This is a genomic window from Natronorubrum halophilum (assembly GCF_003670115.1).
Taxonomy (GTDB): domain Archaea; phylum Halobacteriota; class Halobacteria; order Halobacteriales; family Natrialbaceae; genus Natronorubrum; species Natronorubrum halophilum.
Genome location: NZ_QQTY01000003.1, coordinates 659,553 through 677,088, shown reverse-complemented (window position 1 = coordinate 677,088; position 17,536 = coordinate 659,553). Strand labels below are relative to the sequence as shown.

Here is a 17,536-nt window from a genome sequence, read left to right as displayed (position 1 = left end):
GAACCTAGTTAGCCCATAACGTGGGGGTGGATGACGACGCAAGAAAATCATGAAGGTTCGGTCGCAGGGGCTGGTGACCGACTCACGCGACGCGGCTATATCGCCACGGCCGCCGCGGCGCTCGGAACGAGCGCACTGGCGGGCTGTAGCGCCAGTCGCGGCGAGAGTCTCGAGCCGGACGTGTCCGATGGCGTCCCGGAGACCGTCGAAACAAAGCACTGGCGCGAGTGGGAGACCGTCGACGCCGAATCACCGCCACTGGATTACAGCGCAACGGCCGGTTCGGTGCTCGACCGGTTACCCGTCGAATTCTCGAGCGAGGACGATCCGTGGATGCGCGAACACGCGTTGATGGTCAAGCGCGGTCTCAGCGACCTGGGTATGGCCGTCAGGCTCAACGATCGACCGCTGAACCAGCTGTACGCCCAGAGCTGGGATACGCGGGGACTCGAGGCGGTAATCTCGATGAGCACACACGGGCCCGACCCGCAACGGGGGCTCGATCCGAATCCGCTGTTGATGCGTACGACCGAGGGATCGCTCTCGAACTACGACAATTACCACAATCCCGAGTTACAAGAGATTCTCACGGAACAGGCCCAGACGACCGATCGCGAGAAGCGCGAGGAACTCGTCGACCGCGCGCAGGAACTGTTCGCTGAAGACGTCGGGGCACTCATCACACTGTACCCGAACATCATCACGGCGGTGAACACGGGGCGGTGGAGCGGCTACGTCGAAACGCCGGGCAACGGTCCGACGATGGACTCGTTTGTCTGGACGGAGGTTAACCTCCAGCCCGAGACGGACAACCGGACCTACGTCAAGGGCGTCACCACGTCGATGAACTCGCTGAATCTGCCGTGGGCCGCCGGCGGCGCGGAGGCCAATCGACTCACGTTCATCTACGACGGATTATTCGACGCGACGCCCGATTTGGACGTGGTCCCCGCACTGGCGACCGGTGGCGATTTCGTCGACGATACGACCGTCGAACTCACGCTGCGCGAGGGCATCGAATGGCACGACGGCGAAGCGTTCACCGCCGACGACGTGACGTTCACCGTCGAACTGTACAAGGAGTACTCCTCTACGAGCCAGGTGCCGTTCTACGAACCGATCGAGTCCGTCGAGGTCCTCGGCGATCACGAGGTCCGGTTCAACCTGTCGAACCCCGACGCCTCGTTCATGACTCAGCGGGTCGTCCGGAGCGTGATCCTCCCGGAACACCGGTGGGAGGACGTCGACAACCCGTCCCAGCACAACCCGGACGCCCCCGTCGGCACCGGCCCCTTCCAGTTCGAAGACTGGGAGCAGGGGACCCGGTTCGAGGCCTCGCGCAACGAGAACCACTGGATGTTCGACGACGACTGGCGGGCCGACGCCCTCGGCGATCAGGCCGAGCGCGGCCCCGGCGTCGAGAACGTCATCTGGATCAACGTGAGCAACGTCGACGCGCTGATCGGCTCGCTCCAGAGCGGGTCGATCGATGCCATCGGGACGACGCTCTCGACCCTGCAGGCCGACCGTGCGGCCAACACCGACGGGATCGAGAAGATGTCCGTCGGTAGTTACGCGCCACTGAACGCGAAGCTCATGTTCTCCTGTCCGCCGATCCGGGACAAGGAATTCCGCGTCGCGCTCGCGAAAGCGGTCGACTCGCAGGGGTTCGTCGAGGACTTCCTCCAGGGGCAGGCGACGGTACCGAACGGAGAGAACCTGATCTCGTCGCTCACCCAGTGGCACAACCCCGATACGACCGACTACAGCTACGACGTCGAAGACGCACGAACCATCCTCGAGCAGGCGGGCTACACGTGGGACGGCGACGGCAACTTGCGGTTCCCCAACGGCGACGCGTGGGGAGCGTTTGTCGAACGACTTCAGCCCGAAAACATCAACAAGCGTCGCTCGGACCTCGACCAGCCAGATTTCTCATGACCAACCAGACACCAATGGACCGTGCAACCGACCGCCTCCCGCGACCGCCGCGGGGACGGACCCGACCCGAGACGAACCGACACCCCGACCGCGCCACCGTTCGAGCCGAGCGCGCGGCCGATGCAACGGCGCGGCCGGCGACCGGTATCGCGGCGGGTGAGACCCGATGAGCAAATTCCAGCGGTTCCTGCTCAAGCGGCTCGCGATTTCGGTCCTCCTGACCCTGGTCGCGGTCTCGGTCATCTTCGTCGTCCTCCGGCTCCTGCCGGGGAGTCCCTTCGAGACGCTCGTCACCTCGGGGAACCTCAACCAGGAGCAGATCGACGAAATTCGGGCGATGTACGGGCTCGACCAATCGATCTGGAAACAGTACGTCAACTATCTCGGGAGCCTGCTTACCTTCCAGTTCGGCTACTCCATCCTGCGGAGCCAACCGGTCTGGGACGTCCTCGAGCCGCGGCTGATCAACTCGCTGATCCTGTTGGTGCCCGCGCTGGTGACCACGGCGATCCTGAGTTCGGTGCTGGGCATGTACGCCGGCTGGAACCGGGGCAGTCGACTCGAGAAGGCGAGTATCGTCTCGACGACGCTGCTGCGCTCGACACCGGTGTTCATCACGGCGATCTTCTTTATCATCGTCTTCGCGTACAATCTGGAGGTCGTCCCCGCACTCGGGATGCGGTCGATCCGGGCGACGCCGGACGGCTACCTCGACACGTTCGTCTCACTGGACTTCCTCCATCACTACCTCTTGCCGTTTACCGTCGCCGTTCTCTACTACAGCGGCGACTTCCTGTTGTTGGCCCGCAACGGCGTCGTCGAGAAGCGCGGCTCGGAGTTCCTCAAACTCCACCGGGCGAAGGGACTCTCGGAGACGGAGCAGTTGGCCCGTGCAGGCCGTAACTCGATGCTGCCGATCCTGACCTACTTCACGCTCCGACTGGGCATGATCTTCCAAGGGCTGATCCTGCTCGAGGTAGTCTTCAGCTGGCCCGGCATCGGTCGCGAACTCGTGTTGGCAATCCAGCAGCAGGACTACCCACTGGTCCAGGCCGCGGTCTTCATCATGGCGCTGGCGGTCATCATCGCGAACCTCGCAGCCGATGTCCTCTACGCGTACTTCGATCCGACGGTGTCGACGAACGGAGGTGGCTCCGCATGAGTACCGAAACGAAACCCAAGGCGGAGCTGTACAAGCGCGTCGACGCGCTGTGGACGACCGTCCGCGACCAGTTCGCGTTCCTGCGACAGGACCCGATGGCCTTCGCCGGCATGCTCGTCGTCGCGGCGTTCGTGTTCCTCGGACTGTTCGGGCCGTATCTGGCCCTCCACGACCCGATCGAGCATACCGTTCGCGGCGACGGCGGCTCCGTGCTCCGGCTCACTGCCCCGAGCGCGGACGCGTTATTCGGGACGACGGCGTACGGCAAGGACGTGCTGAGCCAGTTCCTCGCCGGCGCGCGGCCGACGCTCATCGTCGGCCTGTTCGGCGGTCTGGGGACGGGCGCGCTCGGCTTCACCGTCGGCGTCGTCAGCGGCTACTACGGTGGCTGGGTCGACGAGCTCCTGATGCGGCTGACCGACCTGACGTTCTCGCTGCCGTTCATGCCGATGGCGCTGCTGTTGCTGACGTTCATGACGCCGAATATCTGGCTGATCACGGCGATCATCGCCGCGTTCCTCTGGAAGATGCCGGCGCGGGTCGTCCGCTCCGAGGTGCTGTCGGTCCGCGAGCGGACGTTCGTCAAGTCCGCTCGAGCCAGCGGTGCGAGCAACCTGCGGACGATGCTGTACCACGTCGCACCGAACGTCCTACCGATCGGATTCCTCTACACCGCCTACGGCGTCGCCTGGGCGATCGCCGCGCAGGCGAGTCTCGCCTTCCTCGGCTTCGGCGATCCGACGATGACCAGTTGGGGCCGAATGCTCCGGCAGGTGTTCGCGTCGGGGAACATGCGCGTCGCGTGGTGGTGGGTGCTCCCGCCGGCCATCGGTATCGCCGCGATAACCACCTCGGTGTTCCTCATCGGGCGGGCCTACGAGGAAGTCATTAATCCCGAAATTCAGACCAACCAATGACGCTACTCAACGTCGAAGATCTCAAAGTCACGTACGCGACCGACGACGAACCAGTCCACGCCGTCAACGACGTCTCCTTCACCATCGACGAGGGCGTCAACTACGGCCTCGCCGGCGAGTCCGGTTCCGGAAAGTCCACCGTCGCGGAGGCGCTGTTGGGACTGCTCCCAGGCAACGGTACCGTCGAGAGCGGGACGATCGAGTTCAGCGGAACGGACCTCACGTCCCTCTCCGAAGCCGAGCGCCGAGACATCCTCTGGGAGGACATCGCCTATATCCCCCAGAGCGCGATGGACTCGCTCGATCCCGTGATGTCGACCGGCGACCAGATCGCGCAGGCGATACACACCCACCGCAACGTCACGGACGCGAAGGCGCGCGACCGCGTCCGCGAACTGTTCGAGATCGTCGGCCTCGATCCGGACCGAATCGACGAGTATCCCCACGAGTTCTCCGGCGGGATGCGCCAGCGAGTCACCATCGCGATGGCGCTGGCCCTCGAGCCGGACCTGATCATCGCCGACGAGCCGACGACCGGGCTGGACGTCATCGTTCAGGACAAGATCATCGACAAGATCTTAGAGATCCAAGAGCGGATGGACAGCTCGCTGCTGCTGATCACCCACGAAATCGGTGTCATCGCGGAGACCTGCGACGAGCTGTCGATCCTCTACGGCGGGAAGGTCATGGAGCAGGGCAGCGTCGACAACGTGCTCGTCAATCCCACCAACCCCTACACGATGGGGCTGAAGAACTCCTTTCCGGAGATCGACGAGAACGAGGACCCCGTCGCGATTCCCGGTTCGCCGCCGAACCTGAACCGAGAACCGACGGCCTGCGTCTTCGAGGACCGCTGTCCGTTCGCCACGGACGAGTGCGGGGAATCCCATCCCGATCTGGTCAATCTCCCCAACCGGAACCACCGCTCGGCCTGCCACCGCGTCAAGGAGGCGGCCCAACTCCGGCGGGACGCCGACGAACCGGAGACGTGGAACATTCCCGACGACGGCGACGCGGACTCCGACCGTGGCGAGGTCATCCTCGAGACGAACGACCTCGAGAAACACTACGAGCAGAGCCAGCCGTTGTTGGACAAGTTCCGTGGTGAAGACCCCGACTACGTGAAAGCGGTCGACGGCGTCTCGCTGTCGGTCCGCCGTTCGGAGGTGCTCGGCGTCGCTGGCGAGTCCGGCTGCGGGAAGTCGACGCTCGGCGAGACGATGGCCTTGCTCGAGGATCCGACCGGGGGCGAGTTCACGTTTGACGGGAAGCCCTACGAGTACTATCAGGACGGCAACCTCCAAGAGTTCCGGCGGAAGGTCCAGATCATCTTTCAGGACCCCTTCGATTCGCTGAACCCCCGCCAGACCGTCCGCAAACTCGTCGGCGAGCCGCTGACGATTCACGACTACCGCACGGACGAAAAAGAGCGGGCGATCGTCGAGACGCTCGAGAAGGTCGGGCTGACCCCGGCCGAGAAGTTTCTCGATAAGTACCCCCACGAACTCTCCGGAGGGCAGCGCCAGCGCGTGGCGGTCGCCAAGGCGCTGGTTCTAGATCCGGACTTCCTGATCTGTGACGAGCCGGCGTCGATGCTCGACGTCTCGTTGAAGGTCAACCTGCTGAACCTGCTGCGCGGGTTAGCCGACGCGGAGGACATCGGGATCGTCTACATCTCCCACGACCTCGCGAGCCTAACACAGGTGTCGGATCGGCTGGCCATCATGTACCTCGGCCGCGTCATCGAGGAGGGCGACGTCGATCGAATCGCGTCCCAGCCGCGACACCCCTACACCTCGTCGCTGCTCTCGGCTGCACCGGAGAAGGATCCGACGGCCGATCGAACGCGCGTCCTGCTCGAGGGCGAACCGCCGAATCCGGTCAACCTCCCCTCGGGCTGTACGTTCGCCCCGCGCTGTCCGCGGGCACAGGAGTCGTGTTGGGAGGCCGAGCCGGCCATCGACGAGACCGGCGATGAGGCCCATCGAGCGGCGTGTTATTTCCCGGAGGGAGAGGAGAGACTCAACGCGTCGGACGCATCGACGGTAGACGAGACCGAGTTCCCGGAGTCGGCCAACACTGACTCGGTCGGTGACTGACTTCCACGTCCGGCCTCGAGCCAGTCGTTTGGGTTGTAGTGAACTTCGATAACGTCGGATGCTCTGTCATGGTGTCCACCCATTCGGCACCACAGAAACCGCACCGGTGGCTACTGGGAAATCACACTGACTGTTGGTCCAACTTGACGAGCCCCTGCTCTTCAAGCGCATTGATGATCTCGAGCAGAAGTAGTCGATCACTCATCACCGGTCAGTGACTGCCAGTAACAGTACCGGTTGTCGTTGATCTCTTGATGATAGGCAGCGCCTTTGCAGGCACGGCATCAATGAGCTCCTCCGAACGCCGCGTGTCACTCTACCGCACGGAAGTGAGTGTTGAGGCGTTCGGCCCACGATTCGTTAGCGTCGCGCGTGCGACCGGCGATGTGGGGCGTGTGGACGACGTTGTGCCGGTCAAGCAGCGGGTCGTCCAGCGGCAGCGGCTCCTCGTCCCAGACGTCGGCAGCCAGCGCGATCTCGTCGTCGAGGACGCGCTCGCGGACGGCGTCCATGTCGATCACGCCCGCGCGGGTGATCAGAAGCATGACACAGCCCTCGGGAAGCGCGTGAACGTGCTCGGCCGTGATCAGCCCCTCGGTGGCGTCGGTAAGGGGGACCGTCGGCGCGAACACCTCGGCGTCCTCGACGAGCGCTTCCAGCGACCAGATCCGGTCGGCGCCCGATCGGTGGAAACAGGGCTCGTCGGCGTAGGGGTCGTAGGCTGCGACGTCCGCGCCGAGCGAGGCGACGGCGTCGGCGTACGTGCTGCCGATGTTTCCGATGCCCGCCACCCTGACGCGGGTGCCGGCGACGGTGCCGTTCGTAAACGCTGGGTCGTCCGCGAACTGGTGGCCGTTCGCGCCCGGAACCTTGTTGTCGAGCTTCTCCAGGTCCCACGGATCGTGGCTCTCAGTCATCCTGGCGTGCTTCTGTGGGATCTTCCGGAGGGCGTCGATCGTTAGGCCGAGCCCGAACTCGGCGACCGACTGCGCCCAGAACCCCTCGTCGGTGTGGTCGTGGACGACGACGCCGCGCTCCTTGAGGCGCTTGTGAGCGTCGGCATCGACGGCGTACATCGAGTCGGTCATCACGAACGCCGACTCAAGGGCGGTCAGGCGCTCGGTGTCCCCTTCGGTGACGGGCACGCCCAGCGCCGCGAGTTCTGTCATCTCGCCCGGGTCGTCCAGCACGTCGACGAGTCGCTCGGGCGTCTCGTCGAGGCGTCGGAACTCGACGGAGCCGCGCTCGGCCCACAGCTCGCGGAGGTGGTTGGCGGCGAGCGGCCAGACGTCCTCGAACAGTGGGCCGACGACGATCGCCCGGGTCATCGGCGATCACCCCCGTCCTCGAAGAGGAACCGCATCGTGTCGAGGATATCCGGGGGCATCCGTTCGGGGAACGACGGGTAGGCGGGCACCTCGGCGGTGATCCAGTCATCGTACCCGATCGCGTCGAAAGCATCGAGCACGCGCGCCCAGTTAATGTCGCCCTGCGGCGGGTAGGTTACCCGATGGGCGTCCGTGTGCCAGTCCTTGACGTGAATCTTCGCGATGCGGCCCTCGAGCGCGTGCAGCCAGCGGCTCGGCAGCCCGGAGCGGAGCGCGTTGGCGACATCGAAGTACGCCCCGACGGGGCCGGCGTCTTCGACGTCGTCGAGGAACGCTGCGAACTCGTCGGGCGAGGGCAGGAAGTTGTTCTGGACGTTCTCGATCGCGACGCCGACGTCGCGGTCGGCCGCGTAGTCCGTGAGCCTGCGGACCGAGTCGACGGCGCGCTCGTAGTCGGCATCGTAGCTTGCGCCGTCCTCGATTACGGCGGGAACAATCAGAACGTCCTCGGCGTCCAGCGCCGCGGCGGCATCGATCATGTCGCGCCCGATCTCGAGGCCGATCTCGCGCAGTTCGTCGTCATCGCTGGAGAGGGGATACTCCCAGTGGCTGATCGTCGAAATCGCTGGGACGGTCAGACCGTGCGCCGCGACCACCTCGGCGGCCTCTCGGCGACCGTCATCGGTCGTTAGCGGGCCGTCGCGCTCGACGTTCGGCTCGACGCCGTCGTAGCCAGCCGCAGCGAGGATCGGGCAGGTCTCCGCGAACTCGTCGGTGGGGAATCCAGCTTGGTTGAGTCCGTAGCGCATCGTCAGTTCATCCCCTCCGTCCAGCTGTCAGGCTCGTCGAGCACGACTCGGGTCGCCTCGACGTCCTCGAGCGTCGAACCACGTCCGCCGACGCCGTACTCCCGCTCGTCGGACTCGAGGACGATCGTCGCCTGGCCGGCGAGCTGTGTCAGCGTCAGCGAGCCGTCGTCGTTCGGCGGCGCCGCAGAGATTATCTCGGTGATCTCGCCAGACAGCGTGACGTCCTCGCCGGTCTGGACATCGAACCCACGGACAGTGGCCGGGATCGTCGTCCCGTCGTTGATGATCGGCGCAATGTCCTGGACGCACTCGCGGACGTCGACGTACTCCAGTTTCGCACCCTCAGCGACCGAGTCGTAGACGTGCGGCCAGGTCCCCCAGAGCGCGCCCTGGAAGTACCAGTGGAACACGTACGTCAGGGTGAGGTCGTCGATGATGATGCCGTACTGGTCGGTCGGGTGGGACTGCGAGGAGAAGAACGTGTGGGAGCGGTCGACCAGCGCGGTGAACGGTGCCGGGAGCGTCCGGTGGCGAACCTCGGTCGCGACGTCCTCGAACGACATGTCGTCGACGACGTGTAGATCCTCCAAGCCAGTCGTCACGCAGAGCTTGACGAACACGCCGCGGTCGACGGCGTCGGCCAGCGTCGGTCGGACGGCTTTGAACTGCGAGGGCGAGACCGCGATCTGGATCCGGTTGGTCGCGTCGGCGGCGGCCACCCGGAACTGTTCGACGACGGAGTCGAATCGCTTGACGATCGAGATTTTGTGGCCGCTGATCTCGGGGCGCTCCCAGCGATCCTCGATCGCTTCAGCGGTCGTCACGAGCCTGTTAGCGCGCCGCTGGAGGTTCGACATTACCTCCGCGGGATCGCGCGGGCGGGCCGACAGCGCTGAGTCCTGCTCGAACGTCTCGACGTAGTCGTCCTGCTCGAGATCCTCGAGAACGTCGTAGATCCGGGACTTGGGAATGCTTGTCTGTTCGGCGATCTTGACCGCGGGCGCTGTCCCCCGCTCTAGCACGGCGAGGTAGGCGTCGGCCTCGTACTGAGAAAGACCCGCTTCCTGCAGCCCGTCGCGTAACTCGTCTTCGTCCATTATCGGCCTCCTTGTTCGTACAGGGGCTTGGGTGCCGTGCCGATCTCGGTCGGAGGAGCTGGGCGAGTAGAATTCACTGTAGTATACAACCGCTGGCAAATACTTATATATTTTCGTTATGTATCCGCCGTATGAGCAGCGTCTCGGAGGTACATCTCGTTCACCTCTGTCACACGGACGTCGGGTACACGCACGACCAGCCGACGCTGTGAGACCTGCAGCGGCGGTACTTCGACCAGGTGATCGACCTCGCGGAGCGCCACGGCGGGCGACGATCGGGCCGGGCGTTCTCTTGGTCGACGTCGTCGACGCGGCGGCGGGCGCCGCAACCGAACCGCCGATCGGTGCCGCGTCGGCATCGCTCGGCGCCGAGATGTCGGACGACGAAGTCGAGGTAGCACTCGGCGCACGCGAGTTGCGGACCGTTCTACTACGCTGTTCGTCCCGATCTAATCGGTTACGAGGTGGGCGGCGTCGCGGTTGCGGCCGCCACGATTGAAGGGGATCGACTAGCTTTGGGTTTCGACCGCGTCCGCGATGGCCAAGACGTCCCCGACGAACCACCGAATCCGCGGACGACAGGCGAGCGCCACGAGTAGTAACTCCAGTGAATGTGCTCACACAAAGTTTTAAGTATATGATTTGCGCATATCGACACGGATTACCATGACAGATCCGACGACCGGGCGCGAACGGCGAACGGTGCTGAAAGGGATCGGCGCGGCGATGCTCGCTGGCGGACTCGCGGGCTGTATGGGCGGGGGCGGCGACGACGATGCGACGACGTACTGGACGACGCAGGTCGAGCAGGATCGCCAAGAAGTGATCAAAGGCCTGATCGAGAGCTACGAGTCCGAGGGCGACGGCACGATCGACATGGTCTCGGTCGAGGAAGGGGACCTACCGACGCAGATCTCTTCAGCGACCGCCTCGGGGACGCTTCCCGCGTTCGGCGAGTGGGGACTCGACCCCATGCAGAACCTCGGAAGCGAAGACTTGCTCTCGACGGAGTCCGCCGAGTCAGTCGTCGATAGCATCGGACGCGACGACTTCTACGAGGGGGCGCTGTCGCTGGCGACCTCCGGGGGCGGGGACCTGCTCGCGGTGCCAGCCCACGGCTGGGTGCAGGGGTTCTGGTACCGCCAGAGCGCGTTCGACGACGCAGGTCTTTCCGCGCCGACGACGTGGGACGCCATCCTCGAGGCCGCCGAGACGCTGCACGACCCTGACAACGACCAGTACGGCATCGTCGTCGGCTCCGACGAGACGCCGTTCGCGCGCCAGTGTTTCACGCCCTACGCGCGCTCGAACGGCGCGCGAGTGCTGAACGGCGACGGCGAGATCGTGTTCGACAGCGCCGAGATGGTCGAGGCGCTCGACTTCTACGGTTCGCTGGCGGAGTACAGTCCGCCAGGCGCCGAAACGTTCGAGACGGCCAACAACACGTACCTCAACGAGCAGTGCCACATGATCATGTACTCCTCGTACATCATGGGCGACATCTCGAGCAACACGGACGGGATGGCCGGCGACACGGCGTTCGCGCCGTACATCGAGAACGACCGGCGCAGTTCGTTCGGCCAGCTCGTGCTGTTCAACGTCATCGACACGGTCTCGGACGAGAACCGCGAGGTCGCCGAAGCGTACGTCAAGCACGTGCTCACCGGGGATCAGTACATCGACTTCCTGCACATGGCGCCCGGCGGGATGAACCCCGTGCTCCAGTCGGTGGCCGAGAGCGAGGCCTACCGCGACAACGAGACGCTCCAGGAGTGGGGCCAGGAGACCCTGAGCAACATCTCGGGAGCGTTCGACAACATCGAGCGGTTCGGCTACGTCGACGGCCAGATGATCCCGGCGTTCGGCGAGATCACGAGTCGCAACCTCGTCGCGCAGGCCGTGCGGCGCGTCTCCGAGGGCGAGGACGCCCAGACGGTCGCCGACGACGTCGCCTCCCAGATGCGCGACGTGATCAACTGACTCCACCGTAGCTCTTTCACAATGGTCACACTCACTCGTAGCGGCGACCGGACGATCGAGGAAAAGGAGGCGCTGCTGGGGTACGCGCTGATCGCGCCCGCGCTGTTGCTGATCACGGCGGTGATCCTCTACCCGGTGCTGTACAACGTCTACCTGAGCTTCACAGTCGTACCGCTCAGACCGGACGAAGCGCCCCAGTGGGTCGGGTTAGAGCACTACTACAGCCTGTTCGGGAGCAGCGCGTTCTGGTCGGCGCTCCGGACGACGATCGTGTTCACGTTCTTCAGCACGACGCTGGCGACGTTGGGCGGGCTCGGGACGGCGCTGCTGTTCAACCGCTCGTTCCGCGGTCGCCGGTACCTCCGCGGGATGGTGCTGCTGCCGTACGTCGCGCCGCTGATCTCGGTCGCGTTCGTCTGGCGGTTCATGCTCGATCCGCTCTACGGTATCGTTCCATACATCGGCAGCGACCTCCTGGGACTGTACGCCGGAAATATCGATCTGCTGAGCAACGGCGATACCGCGATCTGGAGCGTTATCCTCATTGACGCGTGGCGGTACTTCCCGTTCGCGTTTCTGATGCTGATCGCGCGCGTCCAGGCTATCCCCGGCGACATGTACGAGGCCGCGAAGATCGACGGCGCCTCGAAGTTCGCCCAGTTCAAGGATATCACGCTGCCGGAACTGAAGTACATCCTGGCAACGGTGTTCCTGTTGCGCTGGATCTGGAACTTCAACAAGTTCGCCGACATCTGGCTGCTGACCCGCCGGGTCGACACACTGCCGATCTACGCGTACAAAGTCGCATTCGCGAACTACCAGCACGGACAGGCGGCTGCGATCTCGATGGTGCTATTCCTAGCGCTCATCGTGTTCGTCCTCGCGTACGTCGCCTGGGCGCTGGACTGGTGATACGATGAGCACGAAACAATCCACATACCGACACGTCGTCGACTCGTTCAAGACCGCACTCGGCGTCGGCGAGAACACCATCGAAACGTCGCTGGCCGAACGCGTCGTGTTCTACGTCGCGCTGGGGCTGACGCTGCTGGTCACGCTGTTCCCGTTCTACTACATGACCGTGGCGAGCGTGCTGCCCGAGTCGAGCCTGTACTCGCTCCCACCAACGCTGATTCCGCAGGACATCACGCTCGATCACTACCGAACCGTGTTCGGGCCGGAGACGTTCCCGTTCGTGACGTACTTCAAGAACAGCTTCATCATCGCGACGACGACGGCTGGCGCGTCGGTGCTCGTCGCCACGTTCGGGGCCTACAGCTTCGCCCGCCTGGACTACCGCGGGCGCGGGCTCATGTCTCGCGGTGTGCTGATGGTGTACATGTTCTCGGGCATCCTGCTGGTCGTACCGATGTTTCAGGTGATCGTCTGGCTCGGCTTCGTCGACTCGCTGGCGAGCCTGTTCATCACGTACCTGGTTCAGACGCTGCCCGTCTCGCTGTACATGCTGGGCAACTACTTCCGGTCGATCCCCGAGGAGATCGAGGAGGCGGCGATCATGGACGGCTACTCGCGACTGGAAGTGATCTTCAAGATCACACTGCCGCTATCGGCGCCCGCGATCGTGGCCGTGTTCTTCTTCACGTTCATGATTGCGTGGAACGAATACCTGTTTGCCAGCATCTTCCTCCAGTCCCAGAGCGTGTTCACGCTGCCGATCGGCATCGAGGCGCTGTCCTCGAGCTTCCGGCAGGTCTGGGGCCAGATCATGGCGGCGTCGCTGCTGACGAGCATCCCGCTGATCGTGATGTTTACCTATCTGGAGAAGTTCATGGTTGAGGGCCTGACCTTCGGGGCGGTGGAGGGATAGCATGGCAACTGAACGCACCCCTACCGCCGACGCCGCCTCGCTCAGCTCCGACGAGGACTCGGAGATCCAACTCCGGGGCGTCACGAAGCGGTACGACGACCTCGTCGCGGTCGACGATCTCGACCTGACGATCCGGAACGGCGAGTTGCTCGTCCTGCTGGGCCCCTCGGGCTGTGGCAAGTCGACGACGCTGCGGATGATCGCCGGCCTGGAAGTGCCGACCGAGGGCAGCATCGAGCTCGGCGACGCGGAGATCACAGAGACGCTGCCCCAGAAGCGGGACCTCTCGATGGTGTTCCAGAGCTACGCGCTATACCCTCACAAGACCGTGCGAGGGAATCTCGCCTTCCCGCTCGGGAAGATGGACGTCGACGACGAGGAAGCCGACGAACAGATCCAACGTACCGCTGAACTGCTGGAAATCGACGACCTGCTGGACAACAAGCCTGGGCAGCTCAGCGGCGGCCAGCGCCAGCGCGTCGCGCTGGGGCGGACCATCGTCCGCGAACCGAAGGCGTTCCTGATGGACGAGCCGCTGTCGAATCTCGACGCCAAGCTCCGTGTCCAGACACGCTCGGAGCTGCGGAGCCTCCAGCAGAACCTCGGCACGACCACCGTCTACGTGACCCACGACCAGGAGGAGGCGATGAGCTTGGCCGACCGGGTCGCGGTGATGAACGACGGTGAACTCCAGCAGGTCGGCACGCCGAAGGAGGTCTACGAGAACCCGGTCAACGAGTTCGTCGCCGGGTTCCTCGGTGAGCCGTCAATGAACTTCCTCGACCCCGACCGGCTGACGACCGGCGCGTCCGACGACTCGTTCGCGGGCACGTCGACCGTCGGCGTCCGACCGGAGGACGTCGCGATCGCCGAGGAAGGCGGCCAGCAGACCGGCGGCGGACAGGCTTACGAAATCGACGGCGAGGTGCTCGTCGTTGAACCGCTGGGCAACGCCTACGAGATCGAGGTCGAATGCAGCGGTGATCAAGTTACTGCGCGCCTGCGCGACCGACCCGGTGCTGTCAGTTCCGGATCGGCCGTAACGCTCCAACTGCCGGCCGACGCCGTCCATCGGTTCGGCGCCGACTGCGAGGTGATCGAATGATTCCGGACGGCTGCGCGCTAGCGGTCTGCGACGGCATCGTCTGTGTCGTCGGGGAGCGCGGCGACGTCCGTTCCGATCACGCCGGAACCGGCGTGTACGCCAACGATACGCAGTACCTCAGCGAGTTCGAGGTCGCGGTGACCGACCGCGACGCGCCCGAAAGCGGCTGGGACCGGCTCGATCGGCAGGCCGGGGCGGACGGCATGACAACCGTGCTGGTCGGTGCCGCGCCCGGCGAGGGCCGGGGCGACGCTCGACGGTTCCTGCTGAAGAAGGACGTCGCCATCGACGGCGACGTGGTGACCGTCGAGACGACGCTCCGGAACTACACGCCGGAAGAGCGCGTCGTCGACGTCGAATTGACCGTCGCGTCCGACTTCCAACACGTCTTCGAGTGCCCAGGCTTTTTCGCGGCGCGCGACCCGGTCGATCGGGACGCGACTGCGTCCGACCGCGAGAGCGGCGCGGAACTGTCTGGAACGTCCCCCGACGGGACGACACGGGGCGCGACGGTCCAGTTGGAGGGCGGTCGGACCACGTCCGTGGAAGCCGGTACTGACACCGCCGGCGCGGTCGTCGAACGAACGTTGGAGATCCCGCCGGGCGACGAGACGTCAGTCGTCGCGACGGCGCGGCTCCGGCCGATACGTGGTCGGGTCGACCTGTCGTTCGATCCGTCGGTGTCGATGGCGTCGCATCCTGGGCTGTTCGACGTCGCCGCCGACACTCTGCGGGCGCTCGTGCTGCCCGCGGGCGTCCCCGCCGCCGGCGCACCGCGATTCGTCGCGCCGTTCGGGCGGGACGCGCTGCTGGTCGGCTTCCAGACGCTGCCGTTCGCTCCCGACCTGACCCGGAGCGTGCTAACCTACTTCGCCGGGCGACAGGCCTCTACGACCGATCCGGAGACGCTCGCCGAGCCGGGCAAGATCCCCCACGAGGGACGACGGGGCGACCTGCCGGCGCTCGGCCGGTCGATCCGCTCGCCGTACTACGGGACGGTCGACGCGACACCGCTGTTCGCGGCGCTCGTCGCCGCCTACGCAGAGTGGGCCGGTGAGGATGCGATCACCAACGAGCTGTACGACGCCGCCCTCAGGGCCGTTGAGTGGACGGTCGCAACCGGCGACAAGGACGGATTCGCGTGGTACGAACCACACGACCACGACTACGGGCTCACCCACCACGGGTGGAAAGACAGCGACCGGGCGATCGCGCGACCCGACGGAACCGCCGCGACGCCGCCGATCGCTCTCGCGGAAGTGCAGGGGTACGCCTACCGCGCGCTTCGGGGCGTCTCCGAGCTCGCGGCGGCCCGCGACGACGGCGACCTCGCACAGCGCCTCGACGAACGCGCGGGGCGTCTCCGCGAGGCGTTCGACCGGGAGTTCTGGCTACCTGACGAGGAGTGTTACGCGCTCGCGCTCGACGCCGACGGTGTGGTCGAAGCCGTCGCCTCGAACCAGGGCCACGCACTCTGGAGCGGGATCGTCCCGTCGGAGCGCGCCGACGACGTGATCGGCAGGCTGCTGGCCCCGGACATGCTGACCGACGCCGGGCTCCGCACGTACTCGGCATCCCACGTCGCGTTCGACCCACTGTCGTACCACCGCGGCAGCGTCTGGCCCCACGACACCAGCATCGCTGCGATGGGCTGTGCGCGCTACGGCCGCGACGACGCCGCCGCAGTGCTGGTCGAGCGCGGACTGGACGCGCTAGCGGCCGGCGCGACCGGCGACTCCGGTCGCTGGGGATTCCCCGAGTTGCTGGTCGGCCTCGACGACTCCGACGTGAACGAGGGCCGAGCTCGCCATCCCGATTCCTGCGAGCCGGCCGCCTGGAGCGCCGGGAGCGCGTTCGGCTTCGCCCGGGCCGCGCTCGGCCTGGGCGTCGAGTCGGGGACGCCGGTTGCCGAGCCCGCAGCGGGCTTCGGCTCCGGGCCGTGTCTCGGCACGACAGAGGCGACGCTGCACTGCCGCGAGCAGCGCTACGCCGTTCGACACAGCGGCGATTCGACCGTCGTAATGCCGACGTGCAGGGCATCGGCGGCGGGAGGACCGCCCGACAGCGACCGCGATCACCCGGAGGTGACTACCGATGGCTGAACTCACGCTACACGACGTTACGAAAGTCTACGACGACGCCGAAGGAACCGAGACCGCCGTCGACGAAGCGTCCGTAGCCGTCGAGGACGGCGAGTTTCTCGTCCTGGTCGGCCCCTCGGGCTGCGGCAAGTCGACGACGCTGCGGATGATCGCCGGCCTCGAGACGATAACCGACGGGACGATCGAGATCGGCGACCGCGAGGTCCAGCATCTCGCGCCGAGTGAACGCGACGTCGCGATGGTGTTCCAGAGCTACGCGCTATACAAGCGCATGACCACTCGCGAGAACATGGGCTACGGGCTCAAGCACTCGACCGACATGTCGAGCGACGAGCGCGATCGGCAGGTGAGCGAGAGCGCGGAGTTGCTAGGTATCGAGGAACTACTCGACGACAAGCCCGAAGAGATGAGCGGCGGGCAGAAACAGCGCGTCGCGCTGGGACGGGCGATCGTCCGCGATCCGGACGTGTTCCTGCTCGACGAGCCGCTCTCGAACCTGGACGCCAAGCTCCGGTCGCACATGCGCACGGAACTCCAGCGCATCCAGTCGGAGCTCGGCGTCACCGCGGTGTACGTCACGCACGACCAGACCGAGGCGATGACGATGGCCGACCGAATCGCGATCATGAACGATGGCATCATCCAGCAGGTGGATCCGCCAGAGGTCGCCTACGACCACCCGAACAACGAGTTCGTCGGAGCGTTCCTCGGCAGTCCGGCGATGAACGTCTTCGACGCCGTCGTCCGCGAGGACGGCGACGGGTACGCCGTCGATGTCGACAGCATCACGCTCGGCAGAGTGCCCCGCGAGGCCGTCGAGGACGACATCGCCGGCGAGTCGGTCCGCTTCGGCGTCCGGCCCGAAGACCTCCGCCTCGACGACCTCCCAGACGACGCGGCCGGCGGCTGCCGGTTCCCCGCGACAGTCACGGTCACCGAATACCAGGGGAACGACAACTTCGTCTATCTCGACGTCGGCGACCGGTCGCTCACGGCACGCGTGCCGCCGGGCATATACCCCGAACCGGGCGACGAGGTGACGGTTCGCGTCGCCGCCGAAGACGTCTTCCTGTTCGATCCGGAGACGACGGCGGCGATCAAGACGCGCGGAATCGACGGCGAGCGTACCGACACGCAACCAATCACTCGCGGCTGATCCCCGTTTTTC

At 65.4% G+C, this 17,536-nt stretch carries 14 protein-coding genes; 11 read left to right on the top strand and 3 right to left on the bottom strand.

The window, feature by feature from the left end; genetic code table 11:
- Positions 1-30: 30 nt before the first annotated feature.
- Genes DWB23_RS15255 through DWB23_RS15240 form a run of 5 tightly spaced genes read left to right on the top strand, consistent with a single transcriptional unit; the run spans position 31 to position 6,119 of the window.
- Positions 31-1,941, top strand: coding sequence for an ABC transporter substrate-binding protein (locus tag DWB23_RS15255; protein ID WP_121743633.1), 1,911 nt, complete (start codon positions 31-33; stop codon positions 1,939-1,941).
- Positions 1,938-2,111, top strand: coding sequence for a hypothetical protein (locus DWB23_RS23060; protein WP_162989841.1), 174 nt, complete (start codon positions 1,938-1,940; stop codon positions 2,109-2,111). Before DWB23_RS15255 ends, DWB23_RS23060 begins: the two co-directional genes overlap by 4 nt.
- Positions 2,108-3,103: an ABC transporter permease gene (locus tag DWB23_RS15250; protein ID WP_121743632.1), complete on the top strand. Its 996-nt coding sequence runs from the start codon at positions 2,108-2,110 to the stop codon at positions 3,101-3,103. The genes DWB23_RS23060 and DWB23_RS15250 overlap by 4 nt, the downstream gene beginning before the upstream one ends.
- Positions 3,100-4,020 (top strand): ABC transporter permease, encoded by a 921-nt coding sequence (locus DWB23_RS15245; protein ID WP_121743631.1) that lies wholly within the window; start codon positions 3,100-3,102, stop codon positions 4,018-4,020. The genes DWB23_RS15250 and DWB23_RS15245 overlap by 4 nt, the downstream gene beginning before the upstream one ends.
- A complete protein-coding gene (locus DWB23_RS15240; protein ID WP_121743630.1) occupies positions 4,017-6,119 on the top strand; it encodes a dipeptide ABC transporter ATP-binding protein in 2,103 nt (700 codons plus the stop codon). Before DWB23_RS15245 ends, DWB23_RS15240 begins: the two co-directional genes overlap by 4 nt.
- A gap of 311 nt (positions 6,120-6,430) precedes the next feature.
- Here the strand turns inward: DWB23_RS15240 and DWB23_RS15235 are convergent, their stop codons facing one another.
- The 3 genes from DWB23_RS15235 to DWB23_RS15225 are packed head-to-tail and all read right to left on the bottom strand — an operon-like array spanning position 6,431 to position 9,353.
- A complete protein-coding gene (locus DWB23_RS15235; RefSeq protein WP_121743629.1) occupies positions 6,431-7,447 on the bottom strand; it encodes an NAD(P)-dependent oxidoreductase in 1,017 nt (338 codons plus the stop codon).
- Positions 7,444-8,256 (bottom strand): sugar phosphate isomerase/epimerase family protein, encoded by an 813-nt coding sequence (locus DWB23_RS15230; RefSeq protein WP_121743628.1) that lies wholly within the window; start codon positions 8,254-8,256, stop codon positions 7,444-7,446. The genes DWB23_RS15235 and DWB23_RS15230 overlap by 4 nt, the downstream gene beginning before the upstream one ends.
- A gap of 2 nt (positions 8,257-8,258) precedes the next feature.
- Positions 8,259-9,353, bottom strand: coding sequence for a TrmB family transcriptional regulator (locus tag DWB23_RS15225; protein ID WP_121743627.1), 1,095 nt, complete (start codon positions 9,351-9,353; stop codon positions 8,259-8,261).
- Between the two features lie 666 nt (positions 9,354-10,019).
- Here DWB23_RS15225 and DWB23_RS15215 point away from each other — a divergent pair.
- From DWB23_RS15215 to DWB23_RS15190, 6 genes are read left to right on the top strand one after another with little or no spacing between them, the layout of a single operon-like run.
- On the top strand, positions 10,020-11,333 hold the full coding sequence (locus tag DWB23_RS15215; RefSeq protein WP_121743625.1) for an ABC transporter substrate-binding protein: 1,314 nt from the start codon (positions 10,020-10,022) through the stop codon (positions 11,331-11,333).
- Between the two features lie 21 nt (positions 11,334-11,354).
- Positions 11,355-12,245, top strand: a complete 891-nt coding sequence (locus DWB23_RS15210; protein WP_121743624.1) for a carbohydrate ABC transporter permease — start codon at positions 11,355-11,357, stop codon at positions 12,243-12,245.
- Positions 12,246-12,249: 4 nt separating this feature from the next.
- Entirely contained in the window at positions 12,250-13,161 is a 912-nt protein-coding gene (locus tag DWB23_RS15205) for a carbohydrate ABC transporter permease (RefSeq protein ID WP_121743623.1), read from the top strand.
- Position 13,162: 1 nt separating this feature from the next.
- The gene (locus DWB23_RS15200) at positions 13,163-14,266 is read left to right on the top strand and encodes an ABC transporter ATP-binding protein (RefSeq protein ID WP_121743622.1); all 1,104 of its coding nucleotides are present in this window, start codon (positions 13,163-13,165) and stop codon (positions 14,264-14,266) included.
- Positions 14,263-16,368, top strand: coding sequence for an MGH1-like glycoside hydrolase domain-containing protein (locus DWB23_RS15195; protein ID WP_121743621.1), 2,106 nt, complete (start codon positions 14,263-14,265; stop codon positions 16,366-16,368). Before DWB23_RS15200 ends, DWB23_RS15195 begins: the two co-directional genes overlap by 4 nt.
- Positions 16,361-17,524: an ABC transporter ATP-binding protein gene (locus tag DWB23_RS15190; RefSeq protein ID WP_121743620.1), complete on the top strand. Its 1,164-nt coding sequence runs from the start codon at positions 16,361-16,363 to the stop codon at positions 17,522-17,524. Before DWB23_RS15195 ends, DWB23_RS15190 begins: the two co-directional genes overlap by 8 nt.
- Positions 17,525-17,536: the final 12 nt, after the last annotated feature.